Annotated in this window: 11 protein-coding genes and 3 pseudogenes; 4 read left to right on the top strand and 10 right to left on the bottom strand. The window is 42.5% G+C overall.

What is annotated here, in order from left to right:
* Nucleotides 1-379, top strand: a pseudogene (locus B2P60_RS07505) (hypothetical protein); the annotation flags it as partial.
* 41 nt (nucleotides 380-420) lie between these two features.
* On the opposite strand, the gene B2P60_RS07510 reads toward B2P60_RS07505, so the two are convergent.
* From B2P60_RS07510 to B2P60_RS07520, 3 genes are all read right to left on the bottom strand, one after another.
* Nucleotides 421-1,401 (bottom strand): TauD/TfdA family dioxygenase, encoded by a 981-nt coding sequence (locus B2P60_RS07510; protein WP_087813575.1) that lies wholly within the window; start codon nucleotides 1,399-1,401, stop codon nucleotides 421-423.
* A gap of 67 nt (nucleotides 1,402-1,468) precedes the next feature.
* The gene (locus tag B2P60_RS07515) at nucleotides 1,469-2,338 is read right to left on the bottom strand and encodes a phytanoyl-CoA dioxygenase family protein (protein WP_068407008.1); all 870 of its coding nucleotides are present in this window, start codon (nucleotides 2,336-2,338) and stop codon (nucleotides 1,469-1,471) included.
* Between the two features lie 39 nt (nucleotides 2,339-2,377).
* Entirely contained in the window at nucleotides 2,378-3,238 is an 861-nt protein-coding gene (locus tag B2P60_RS07520) for a transporter substrate-binding domain-containing protein (protein ID WP_068407010.1), read from the bottom strand.
* Between the two features lie 209 nt (nucleotides 3,239-3,447).
* Here B2P60_RS07520 and B2P60_RS07525 point away from each other — a divergent pair, with 209 nt between their 5' ends.
* The gene (locus tag B2P60_RS07525; protein ID WP_087813574.1) at nucleotides 3,448-4,197 is read left to right on the top strand and encodes a class II aldolase and adducin N-terminal domain-containing protein; all 750 of its coding nucleotides are present in this window, start codon (nucleotides 3,448-3,450) and stop codon (nucleotides 4,195-4,197) included.
* 157 nt (nucleotides 4,198-4,354) lie between these two features.
* Here B2P60_RS07525 and B2P60_RS12355 read toward each other — a convergent pair whose 3' ends face one another.
* From B2P60_RS12355 to B2P60_RS07550, 6 genes and pseudogenes are all read right to left on the bottom strand, one after another.
* The gene (locus B2P60_RS12355) at nucleotides 4,355-5,089 is read right to left on the bottom strand and encodes an amino acid ABC transporter ATP-binding protein (RefSeq protein WP_226940909.1); all 735 of its coding nucleotides are present in this window, start codon (nucleotides 5,087-5,089) and stop codon (nucleotides 4,355-4,357) included.
* Between the two features lie 135 nt (nucleotides 5,090-5,224).
* A pseudogene (locus B2P60_RS12360) lies at nucleotides 5,225-5,869 on the bottom strand (amino acid ABC transporter permease); the annotation flags it as partial.
* A 33-nt stretch (nucleotides 5,870-5,902) separates the two neighbouring features.
* On the bottom strand, nucleotides 5,903-7,039 hold the full coding sequence (gene argE, locus B2P60_RS07535) for an acetylornithine deacetylase (protein ID WP_068407018.1): 1,137 nt from the start codon (nucleotides 7,037-7,039) through the stop codon (nucleotides 5,903-5,905).
* A 9-nt stretch (nucleotides 7,040-7,048) separates the two neighbouring features.
* Nucleotides 7,049-8,017: a LysR family transcriptional regulator gene (locus tag B2P60_RS07540; protein WP_068407021.1), complete on the bottom strand. Its 969-nt coding sequence runs from the start codon at nucleotides 8,015-8,017 to the stop codon at nucleotides 7,049-7,051.
* Between the two features lie 26 nt (nucleotides 8,018-8,043).
* Nucleotides 8,044-8,715, bottom strand: a complete 672-nt coding sequence (locus B2P60_RS07545) for a DUF1028 domain-containing protein (protein WP_068407024.1) — start codon at nucleotides 8,713-8,715, stop codon at nucleotides 8,044-8,046.
* A 26-nt stretch (nucleotides 8,716-8,741) separates the two neighbouring features.
* A complete protein-coding gene (locus B2P60_RS07550) occupies nucleotides 8,742-9,149 on the bottom strand; it encodes a RidA family protein (protein WP_068407027.1) in 408 nt (135 codons plus the stop codon).
* 319 nt (nucleotides 9,150-9,468) lie between these two features.
* Here B2P60_RS07550 and B2P60_RS07555 point away from each other — a divergent pair, with 319 nt between their 5' ends.
* Both B2P60_RS07555 and B2P60_RS07560 read left to right on the top strand, forming a co-directional pair.
* Nucleotides 9,469-10,731 carry a flavin-containing monooxygenase gene (locus tag B2P60_RS07555; RefSeq protein WP_192992358.1) on the top strand — a complete coding sequence of 421 codons (1,263 nt, stop codon included), beginning with the start codon at nucleotides 9,469-9,471 and terminating at the stop codon, nucleotides 10,729-10,731.
* A 371-nt stretch (nucleotides 10,732-11,102) separates the two neighbouring features.
* Nucleotides 11,103-11,372, top strand: a complete 270-nt coding sequence (locus B2P60_RS07560) for a hypothetical protein (RefSeq protein ID WP_226940908.1) — start codon at nucleotides 11,103-11,105, stop codon at nucleotides 11,370-11,372.
* Nucleotides 11,373-11,623: 251 nt separating this feature from the next.
* Here the strand turns inward: B2P60_RS07560 and B2P60_RS07565 are convergent.
* Nucleotides 11,624-11,780, bottom strand: a pseudogene (locus tag B2P60_RS07565) (IS256 family transposase); the annotation flags it as partial.

Genomic DNA, 11,780 nt, shown 5'->3' on the forward strand with positions numbered 1-11,780 from the left:
TGATCGCGGCGTTCAGTACTTATCCATTCGCTATACTGATAAGATGGCTGATTCTGGCGTCATTGCATCTGTTGGCACGACAGGTGATTCATACGATAATGCGTTGGCTGAAACGGTTAACGGACTTTATAAAACGGAGGTGATTGAATATTTAAAACAGCAGTGGCAAGGTGTGAGTGATGTTGAATTAGCAACCCTTGAATGGGTCGTCACTCGAGCATAGCTCTCGCCTTGCAAAGCTAAATCGATACTTAATCGATTTTTAACGCTTCTCAGGTTTAACAAAACACGTTTGCATAGTACGATTGGTTATGTGTCGCCTTTTGAGTTTGAGAGACGATACTATGATAGTTTTATTGAGTCAGACAAAGCTGCCTGACTCAAGCAATCCACTCTCCGATATAGTCGGGGCGGTTCAGTTCAAGAGATAGATGAGAAACCATTTCTACCAGGAAAATCAGGCGCTAATTGCCTTGCATTAGGCATTTTCAACCATAATCTTACTAACTTACGATTTTTATCTATCTCATCATAATCTACAAAAGAAGTTCTTGAATGCATTACAATATAGTTATTGCATAGTTGTATATCACCAGGCTCTAAAATCATATTAATTCTTAGCTCATTTCGATGACTTATTTCATCGAAAATATTAAGTGCGTCCTTTTGTACTCTAGATAATGGAATATTTTTTCTTTCATGTCCAACCTCAATATATTGTCTTAGGTACCGACATGCTAGCTTGCCTTCCCAATAACTAAATATGGGGCTTAATGAGGGTTCATCTTCACCAAGATGGTTATAATAAGCTGGATGATAATAGTAGGCTAGATACTCTGGATATTCTTTTAAAATTGTATTATAAACTGTCGCAAAACTTACCAAACTACTTTCCCCACCTTCTTTCGCTTTTCTTATGGATAGAAGACCTACAACGTCCGACATATCAGAGTGGTAGGGTAAATTAGCATTTGTTCGATAGACTCTTGTTTGTTTATTTTTTACATCCCCTACATTTTCCACATAGCCTAACAGTTCTTGTTGTATATTCTGGGTTACAGGCATACCTAAATACAAGCCCAAGATATAATAAATATCTATAAGCTCCTCTTCATTAAATCGTTTGACATCTAAGCCTTTTATTACAATAAAACCATAGCCATTCTCAAGTTGATCCGATATTTTATCGATAAAATTTAAAAACTTTTCATCTTTAATATGTATATCATCTTTATTAAAGTGAGGAGCTTTTTTCCCTAGATTAGTGATATGCTGATGTGCCGCATCCAAAACTGACAATAAATAATCATCAAGTCTAATTATCCAATCATTATTATTGATAATATCATTGCCGAACCAAGCGCATTTCTCTTCAATAGGGGATGTTAATATTGTTTTCATTTCGTTAACCTTTGATACTAAAATAATCTTATTAGACAATATGCCAGATTTAAAATCTAAAATCAGACTAACCCATCGTTGCCATTTCTTGCTGAGTGAAAAACGATGCACCCTTAGGTATTTCTGGCAGCTGTACAAGGTTGGGAGTCAATCTAACATTACCACTTATCACGCCTTTTACCAAAGCGCCTTCATGCTTACTTGGTAGCGGGTTTGGTGATAGCGCATGTGCATCTTCTGCCTTGTATACGGAGATGAATAAGTATCTGGGCAAGTCGCTTTTGTTCGGCCCTGATGAATGCAGCAACCTACTATGCATAAAGCATATAGAACCTGGCTTACCGATACAGGGTACAAACTGTTGGCATTTTTTCGCTTCTATGTCATCACTCACTTTACCCACAAACTTCCCATTTTCCCAATGGGAAAACAGATCTTCTTTATGACTACTGGGCACCACCAGTAGTGGTCCGTTTTCCATCGTAACCTCACCGATCATTAGTAGTGCCGTCAGCATGTCATCGTTGGTGTGCGGCGTAAATGGAAAGTCTTGATGCCATTTGACGGTAGTCGACGTATTGGGCAACTTGGCATTGATTTTACTATGGTGAAAGCATGTGCCATTACCGCCTATCAAGTCGCTTGCCATTTCTGACATATTGGATTTAAGTGCTATATCTGCAAAGGACTCAGATATTTCTGTCGGTGATGTAACACGGCGTAGAGAGGGGTTTTTAGCACTGTGATCTTTTGGATCGATATCAAACCTTGCTCTACCATCTAATGTTGAACCCCAAGCTTCGGCATGTACCTTACTCTCATCTATCCAAAAATTTATTTGATTAAGAAGGTCTGTGAGATCAGTAGAGTCAATAGCGTTTTCTACTACTAAATAACCTCTATCGTGATACTGCTTAATTTGTTCATTGGTTAACATTTAATACTCCTTCCTTTTTTACTTATGCTGCTTATCCGATTAATTCATTATTTGATCGATATCTGCTTGGCTTGGAACGGTTAGACCGTAGACGCTCAGTATTTTTTCTAGATCACCAGACTGTTTCATTTTTTCTATACCGTCCGAGATGATTTGATAAGTTTCAGTATCACCTTTTTTCACACCAATCCCGCCGACAATAGGATATAGCTCTTGTGTTGAAGTGATTTTCACGCGATCGCCAAGTTTCATTTCCGCGGCTTTCATGACGGCAGCATCATCATATTGAATATCTACAGCTCTAGAGAGCAATGCTTGAGAGGTTTGCGGTGAGGTTTCGTATTCACGAATTTCGATAGCGCCTTGGTTTTGTTCCACGCATTTGGCGGATATTTTTCCTAATTGATTGACAAATTCTGTGCCTTTCATCGCACCAACCTTTTGACCACATAAGTCATCTGCCCCTTGAGGTGCAAGGTCTGAGTCACCACGCACCAGCAATGAGATGTCGGTCTTGTAATAAGGAATCATATCAATCTGCGCTAAGCGATCTTTAGTGATGTACATTGATGAATACAGCACATCAAACTTGTCCCCTTTTAGCCCAGGAATGAGGTTTGCCCATCTGGTATCTTCCCATTTGGGTGTGATATCACCATTAAGCTCCGCTACTTTGGCCATAATCTCCACATCTACCCCGCCCGGATTGCCCTGCTCATCCAAATACTCATAAGGCGGAAAGGTCATATCAGAGCCTATGGTTAGTACTCGTTTATCAGCACCTGCGCTCTCAGTAGCAGTGGCGCTGCTTTCTTGACTACTGGTAGGTGCTTCACTCGAACAGGCATTTAATACTAAGCCTGCAGCGGCAGAAAGTAATATCATTTTTAATGGCTTCATCGTAGTCATTCCTAGTGGGTTAATGAATTTAAACAACCGTATTAAATGTGTTGGTAACATCTTTATCGCTTAACTCAGTTATACTAAAGACGACCTATTAAAAGCAATTTTGAAAAACCTACCCACTACTACTGCAAATCCTATTTAAAAAAATCGCTTTGTTTTCAATGCACTCTGTATAGTAATAATTTTACATACAGAGGTGATTTATGAATGACTTTAAAAACAACAATCTTAAAAGCGAAGAACAGGCACGCATTGACCTTGCCGCTTGTTTTCGTTGGTTTGCACGTCTGAACATGCATGAGGCAGTCGCCAACCATTTCAGTGCGTCGGTATCTGAAGATGGTAGTCAATTTCTGATCAATCCAAAATGGCAACACTTTTCGACCATTAAAGCGAGTGATTTAATCTTGTTAGATACCAATAATCCTGATAATGAGTTATTGGCAAAAATTGACCCAACCGCGTGGGCTATACACAGTCAAATCCATCTATTAAGACCAGATATCAAATGCGTGCTGCATTTGCATCCGATTTATACGACTACCATCTCAACGCTAAAAGATCCGACCATTAAACCGATTGATCAAAACACGGCGCGCTATTTTAATCGTGTGAGCTACGATGATTGTTATCAAGGTATGGCTGATAGCAATGCGGAAGGCAAACGACTCGCCAGCTTATTAGGCGAGCATAGTCGTCTGATGATGGGCAATCACGGGGTACTTATCGGCTCGCACAGCATCGGTGTGGCATTTGATGACATGTATACCATTGAGCGCGCCTGCCAAGTGCTCACAACCGCCTATGCGACCAATCAGCCATTGCGCCTCATCCCTGATGACGTCGCAGAAAAGACGGCTCAAGATTGGGAGTCTATAGAGGACTTTAGCGAAGCACATTTAGAAGAGATTAAAAGGTTACTGCTGATACAAGAACCTGATTTTATTGAATAATTTTTTTAGTAAAAACTTTGTTTGTCCAGCCTATCCATACTTGTCTGATATAAAAAATGCAATACTAAAGAAAAAGCCCTTATATACGATCATATAAGGGCTTTTTTGGCGACTCTGATTGATATAAAAACTGATCTATGAAAACGAGTTCTTACTTTTAATTAATATTTTGTACAAACTGGTTGAAGCGCTCGTTGGTACTGTTTCTCAGTACCTCAGGTGATCCTTGCTCAACAATATGACCACCTTCCATAAAGATGACACGGTCGGAAATATCGAATGCAAAGCTCATTTCATGCGTGACAATAATCATGGTCAAGCCTTCTTTGGCAAGCTGTTCCATTACTCTTAATACTTCACTGACCAGCTCAGGATCTAAGGCAGACGTTGGTTCATCAAACAAGATAATAGAAGGTTCCATCGCGAGAGCTCTGGCAATCGCTACCCGCTGCTGTTGCCCACCTGAGAGCTGATGCGGGTATTTTTTTGCATGGGCCTTCATACCGACTTTGTCGAGCATCGCAATTGCGGTCAGCTGATTGATGCCTTTGTCATATACCTTATGGTACTGAGGTGCCAGCATGATATTTTCTAAAACAGTCTTATGCGGGAATAAATTAAAATTCTGAAACACCATACCGATATTTATAATTTGCTCTTTAAAGGGCTTAGATTTATCGGTCAGAACAGTATCTTTTAGAAAAGGATTACCCATCAAATTAACCGTGCCTTTATTAAGTGTCTCCAAGCTATTTAACGTACGAATAAAAGTAGTTTTCCCTGAGCCTGATGGGCCAATAATAGACACCACCTCGCCCCATTTCACGTTAAGGTCAATACCCTTTAGTACATGGTGCTCGCCATAGGATTTGTGAATATTAATGGCTTCCAGTGCATAATCACCTTTGCGTTCTTGGTTTATTTCTTTGTAATTATTCAATGATTTATTGCTACTGATATTACCAACCAACTCACCTTCTTTCAAAATACCGGGCTTCTTTTGCGTAATATCGATAAATTTTTCAAAGCGTTGAATCAAGAAGCCAAAAACAGTGACAATCAAGATGTAGTAAAACGCGACCGCCAACATGGTTTCAAGCACCAAGAAGTTCTGTGCATACAAACGCTGTCCAACCAATAGAATCTCAGTCAAAGAAATAACCGATACCAGTGAGGTGAGTTTGACGATAACGACAAACTCGTTGCTCAATGTAGGTAAGGCGATTCTTAACGCTTGCGGCACTACAATCAGTCGTTGAATACCCATCGGCTTGATACCCAAGGCCTTGCCCGCCTCTATCTGAGCTTGATGAACTGAGTTGAGACCACCGCGATGAATCTCAGCAATATAGGCGGTCTCACATAAGGTCAATGCAATCAGGCCAGACATGAACGACGAAGATAAGATCACGCTGGTTTGTGGAAACACCTGCGGCATACTGTAAATGAAGATCAAAAGTACCAACAAAGGAATACTGCGGAATAACCAGATATAAGCGCGGCTTAATAACGAAACAGGTTTGATTTTAGATTTTTTGCCCAGTGCCATCACAAAACCTAGGACGATACCCAAAATCCATACCAATACACTAAGTTCAATCACAGTTAAGGTGGCTTGCCAGAAGTTTGTGTCTTTTAGCAAGCTAAAAGTATATGCCCAATCAAATTGCATGATCTGTCCTCTAAAATTCGTTAAGGAGTGAAGCTATAACAACGTCGCAACAAGCTTGTCTAAAAAGTGACTGCAAGCGTTTAATTGACTAATAGCAATGTATTCATTGGGTTTGTGAGCAACCTCGATAGAGCCTGGGCCACAGACCAAAATGGGAGAGTCAAAACATTGTTGGAACAAGCCTGCCTCTGTACCAAAAGAGAGTTTGGTGATGTTGGACTGTGGCAATAACGCTTGGATACTTTTTAATTCTGGCTGCGTTTGGTTGGTCATTAGCCCAGGATACTGATTGATGTCTTGCAGCTCATAACGATAGCTGGCATCTTTTGCCGCAAAATCCTTTAAGATCTGTGTTTGAATCGCGGCAATACTGTCTTCTGCGACATTGCGAATTTCATAATCTAATTGACACAGATTGGGTACGACATTTAACGCGGTACCGCCGTGAATCTTGCCCACATGAATGGTGGAGTAAGGAATGTCATACCCCGTATCCAGATGTCCTTCTTTGGCAACCACTTGCTGACTGTCAATCAAGCTTTGTACAAAGGCACTGGCCGCGTGAATGGCATTGGTATAATTTGGCGCAAGAGCGGAGTGTCCTTCTGTGCCATAAAACTGCACTTGAAACACGGCTTTGCCTTTATGACTGGTAGCCACATCCATCAAGGTCGGCTCCCCTATAATCACCACTCTAGGCGGGATAATTAAGCTGCTCAGTTGCGTTAGGATGTGCCTGACACCCACGCAGCCGATCTCTTCGTCATAGGATAGGCACAGATGCAGCGGATAAGTTAAGGGCATGTCCGCGGCCCTTTTCATTATGACTAGCGCGCAGGCAATAAACCCTTTCATATCGGCGCTGCCACGACCATAAACATTGTTATTTTTTATGACGGCCTCAAAAGGGTTAGTGTCCCAGTCTTGACCATCAACAGGTACCACATCGGTATGGCCTGACAACAACACGCCAGCGCTGTCTTTAGGGCCTGTGCTAATGAATAGATTGGCTTTGTTCTGCGCGTCGTTATAATCGATAGTGATGTCGATATTCTTATGATCTAAATAGTGTTTGACGTAGTCAATCAGTGGTAAATTACTCTTATAAGAGGTGGTATCAAAAGCAATGAGTTGTTCTAATACGGCTAGGCATTCTGAGTGATGTTGCATTTGCCTTCCTTATTCTTTTTGGTTTTTGATATGTGCTTCGGAGAAATATGAGACACTCATGCCAGGTATGTATTGGTTGGAAATAAAAGCTTGGCAGCGACTTGAAAATGCCTGTTGGACATTGGTCAGAGTGGCGTTTTTGGGCGTGGCGATGCCGATTTTCATGGGCCTCATATCACCAGATATTCTAACCATGACCAACTTTTTACCATCGTTAGATAAGTTGCTCTTTGGGCGAACATTTAAGATGGTGTAGCCAATGTTGTTACCCACCATCGAGCGAATCACATCAACATATTTACAGGTGTCGATAATGTTGGGCTTGAGGTTGTTTTTGCGAAACAAAGATAGGAAGTAGTCATTACTGTAGGGCATATCGAGCAGGATCATTGGATATTCGGCCAACTCTTCTAACGTCACCGCCTTGTGCTTGGCCAGCGGGTGCGTCTCAGACAATAAAACGTACGGCGGTAAGTCAGCCAGCGGTGTAAAATTGATGACGTTCTCATCGATATGTAAGTCGTACAGTAAAGCCAGATCTAAAGTGTTTTTTGTGAGCTCTTGCGTTAAATTGTGATGATCGTCAATCACCGCTTCTACATCTACCTGCTTATACAAATTTGCAAATCCATGTATGATTTCAGCGTAAACAAAAGGCGCAAAGGCTGAAAAACAGCCAACTTTGATTTTGCCGCGCATAATGCCTGTGAAGTCAGCCGACATTGAATACAGATCAGAGGATTGTGCCAAAATCACTTTACAGGCGTCTTTGACCTGTTCGCCGATCTCGGTCAACAATAAACCTTTAGCATGTTGGCGAATGAATAGTTGAACATGAAGCTCTTCTTCCATATGCGCAATCGCGGCCGATATCGATGGCGATGAAATATGGATTTTTTCAGACGCGATAATGATGCTGCCACTATCTGCTGTGGTGACGAAATATTCCATCTGGCGTAACGTAATTCGACTTAACACGATAGATCCTTTTATTAAATAGCGGTTTATAAGTCTCCAGGCACGCCGTAACTTGGTGAAATAGTGGGGTTTAGTGCGCGGACGATATAATCGTCTAATTGCGGCTCATAGATATCCCACAATTGCTGCAAGTCTTCTATGGGCGTATCTGACCAATCTACTCGTAAATCGACAATCGGCCACGTGGCCTTGTCTACCACCAGCAAGCCTGCAGAGTGCACGTCCCCTTCTTCACCGCCCGCGTGATAACCTGATACTAAGCTCTCAAGCAATCTGCTGGCAAGAGATCCTTCGCTTTGCTCAAAAGTCATGAGCATCTTTTCAGGAACAGCCGTGCTAGATAGCATATTACCAGCACAGGCAGCACGCTTACCTTGCGCAGTAGCGAACGTCCCTAAGGTATGCTCACCGCTAAACACAAAAGGTACATCGGTCGCGCTAAGTGCCATCAGTTGCCGATACTGAATAAACTCAGTGCTTTTGACCAGCTCATGACCGGCATCAATCGGGGCTAGGTTGTATTGCATCATTTCAATCAGTATTTGCGATAAGTTAGGGTCAGTGATGTTTTGACTGGCGACTACGCCAACGCCTGCTTTGGCACGAATACAGCGGGAGGCCACGGCAGGTGATGAGGAGCTGATCGCTGCACCGAGCTGCCCTGTTCTTTCACATCGCGCAATAATAGAAAATGTCATTATATATCCTTAGTATAATTATGGTTTTAAATTACAGCGGTCGCGTCGATCTCAACCAGCCATTCAGGACGTGCCAGCGCAGAGACTACAATGCCTGTCGATACAGGATGCACACCTTTTAGCCAGCGCCCAACCACCCGATAAACGTCCTCACGGTATCTAGGGTCGATGATATAAATGGTGATTTTGCAGATGTCAGTCAGCTCGCCACCTGCCTCTTTGAGTAGCATGCTGATGTTATGCATGGCTTGCTCGGTTTGGCCTTTGACATCACCCACACATACGCTTTTACTGGTGTCTAAGTCTTGGCCTATTTGCCCGCGTAAAAACACAGTACTGCCTTTTGCGACGACTGCTTGGCACAAGTCGTTATCGATATTTTGCTCAGGGTAAGTTTCTTGGGTATTAAAGGTTCGAATACGGGTATGTTTCATAGATGTCATGGTTGACCTCTTATCAGTCTCAATTTTTCAAGAAGATGGACAGTATGTAATGGTTAAAGGATGTTCTATCGCCTTACAAACAGTATGTCGCAAATCAAATTCAAGGCAAATTAAGATTTCCTTTCCAGTGGTTAGGCTAAGCCATATCAGAGTGATTCGGTTTTTTTGAGGTAGCTATTCAGGACATACGATTGTCATTTTAAATACAGAAAAATTAATATGATTTGGGTGGATGTGACCTTGATAGAGAGTCATATCTTCAAAAAGTAATGATTCAAAATATTAATTTTTATGCAGAGAGAATGGTCATATGTCAATCGATAATAAAAGTGTAGACACACTGATTGTGGGTTCAGGTCAGGCAGGTATTGCGATGAGTGAGCATTTGGGCCATCTCGGTATTGAGCATGTCGTCTTAGAAAAAAATAGAATTGCCGAGGCGTGGCGCACGCGTCGATGGGATTCATTAGTCGCCAACGGTCCCTGCTGGCATGATAAATTTCCAAATATGGACTTCCCTCATGATCCAGACAGTTTTGTGCCGCACGGCGAAGTCGCTGAGTATTTTGAAAACTATGCCAAGATGATTGACGCACCGATTGAGACGGGCGTAGAAGTACAAAACATCGTTAAAAATAAGAACAAAAAAGGCTTTAGCGTCACCACCAGTCAAGGCACGCTTTTTGCCAATAATGTCGTAGTCGCCACAGGACCGTTTCAAAAGCCACTTATTCCTAAAATTGCCCCACAAGACACCAGCCTGTATCAAATACACTCGGATCACTATAAAAATCCCGAGCAGCTGCCTGAGGGTGCGGTACTGATCGTCGGTGCTGGCTCATCAGGAGTGCAAATTGCCTCAGAGCTAAATAGTGCAGGTAAAAAGGTATACTTATCCGTTGGCCCGCATGAGCGTCCGCCGCGCAAATACAGAGACAGAGACAACGTGTGGTGGCTGGGTGTTTTGGGCACATGGCATGAGACCACGCCGCCGCAACGGCCGATTAAGGGGTTTGCAGTGAGTGGTATGAATGGCGGACAAAGCGTTGATTTTAGAAAGATGGGTCATGAGGGTATCACCCTAGTTGGCATGACCAAGGCATTTACCGACCATACTGTATCGTTTAACGATGATTTGGTTGATAACATCGTCAGTGCCGAACAAAGCTATTTAGACAATCTTGAAGAAATGGACAGATACATTGAAAACAATGGTCTAGATTTGCCTGAGGAGCCTGAAGCAAAAGTGTTGATGGATATGCCTGAGTGTATGACCATGCCCATCGACGCGCTCGATTTTGACAAAGATAATATCACCAGTATTATCTGGGCATCTGGCTTTGGCTATGATTACCACTGGCTCGATTTTGATATTTTTGCAGACAATGGCGCACCGATACACAACAAAGGTGTCACTAGCGAGCCGGGTATTTATTTTGTCGGGTTGCCGTACTTGTCGGGCAAAGGCTCTAGCTTTATTTGGGGTGTGTGGCATGATGCGAAGCGTATTGCTGAGTATATAGAGATCCAAAGACACTACCAGCGTTATCAATCCTCTAAAAAAACCGAATAATAGTTTTAGAAGAGAGGTCTATATTCTGAGTGATTGTCAGTTTATGCTGAAAAACCAGAAATTATGACGTGAAATAAAAGCTCAATTTGCAGCATTCGCACTGCAGTCATTTGTTAGGTGCTCTTGGCTGTATATGGATGCCGCTCTTCACAGCTGTTGTCGAAGAGCTTTTTGAATTAACTCGCTCAGTCGGGCTCGCTGCTTGCCGACCTCATCAAAGTTATCTGGCGCTAGCCATTGTAAAAATGCCCGATAAAAAGCCGGCCATTCGGCATCGATAACGGAGAACCACAGCGCTCATCGAAACAGGCGCGACTATTTCATTCGACCCTATTGGCGGCGGCAAGCTGTCCAGCGATATTCTAAACTATATGGAAGCCGCAATTACTCACGATGTAGAAGAATACAGCGTCTATGGGTCAGACACCTTTAAACAAGCCTATATTTATGGTGCCTTAGACCGCGGCCCGATCACCCTAAACCGTAACTTTGGTTTTGCGTGGGGCGTTAATGGATTCTTATTATTTAATGCACTTGGCAAGCTGGGCAGTGAAACGGTGAAAGCAATGCGTAAGCGTGTGGCAGAAGAAATCACCACCACCTTTGCGAGCAGCTATACTCATGAAGTCACGCTAGAATAAGCACTGCAATTAAAATCAATCGCCGCCTATGGCAAACAAGCGACTGGTGAGAAGTATTTGATTAAGCCTCAAGGCTAATGGTTGTTTGAAGCGTCATTTAGAAGCCGCTTTGTAACAATAGAAAAGCAGATATCGATGATATCTGCTTTTTTTTGCTTAATTGTCATGGCAAGTGATGAGACTTACCTGATAGCTGGAGTTATGCTAATCCTAGCATTCTGAGACCATCCCGAATTCTGTGTAACTGCCGTTTAGATTAAATGCTTGCTGATACGGTCATCAAACATAATCATAAAGCGATTTAAAGCAGACGTCCAGTTACGAATTGGCATCGACCATTTTTTGGATGCTTGCTGGGTGGCTAAGTACACCACCTTGAATGCTGCCTGATCAGACGGGAACACCTTA

The organism is Psychrobacter sp. UBA3068, assembly GCF_002366815.1.
GTDB classification, from domain to species: Bacteria; Pseudomonadota; Gammaproteobacteria; order Pseudomonadales; family Moraxellaceae; genus Psychrobacter; species Psychrobacter namhaensis.

Bases quoted from the DNA above. Each gene is read 5' to 3' on its own strand.
- B2P60_RS07560 (WP_226940908.1), top strand. From the start codon at position 11,103: ATGGAAGCCGCAATTACTCACGATGTAGAAGAATACAGCGTCTATGGG.
- B2P60_RS07555 (WP_192992358.1), top strand. From the start codon at position 9,469: ATGTCAATCGATAATAAAAGTGTAGACACACTGATTGTGGGTTCAGGT.
- B2P60_RS07550 (WP_068407027.1), bottom strand. From the start codon at position 9,149: ATGAAACATACCCGTATTCGAACCTTTAATACCCAAGAAACTTACCCT.
- B2P60_RS07545 (WP_068407024.1), bottom strand. From the start codon at position 8,715: ATGACATTTTCTATTATTGCGCGATGTGAAAGAACAGGGCAGCTCGGT.
- argE (WP_068407018.1), bottom strand. From the start codon at position 7,039: ATGCAACATCACTCAGAATGCCTAGCCGTATTAGAACAACTCATTGCT.
- B2P60_RS07520 (WP_068407010.1), bottom strand. From the start codon at position 3,238: ATGAAGCCATTAAAAATGATATTACTTTCTGCCGCTGCAGGCTTAGTA.
- B2P60_RS07510 (WP_087813575.1), bottom strand. From the start codon at position 1,401: ATGAAAACAATATTAACATCCCCTATTGAAGAGAAATGCGCTTGGTTC.
- B2P60_RS07525 (WP_087813574.1), top strand. From the start codon at position 3,448: ATGAATGACTTTAAAAACAACAATCTTAAAAGCGAAGAACAGGCACGC.
- B2P60_RS07515 (WP_068407008.1), bottom strand. From the start codon at position 2,338: ATGTTAACCAATGAACAAATTAAGCAGTATCACGATAGAGGTTATTTA.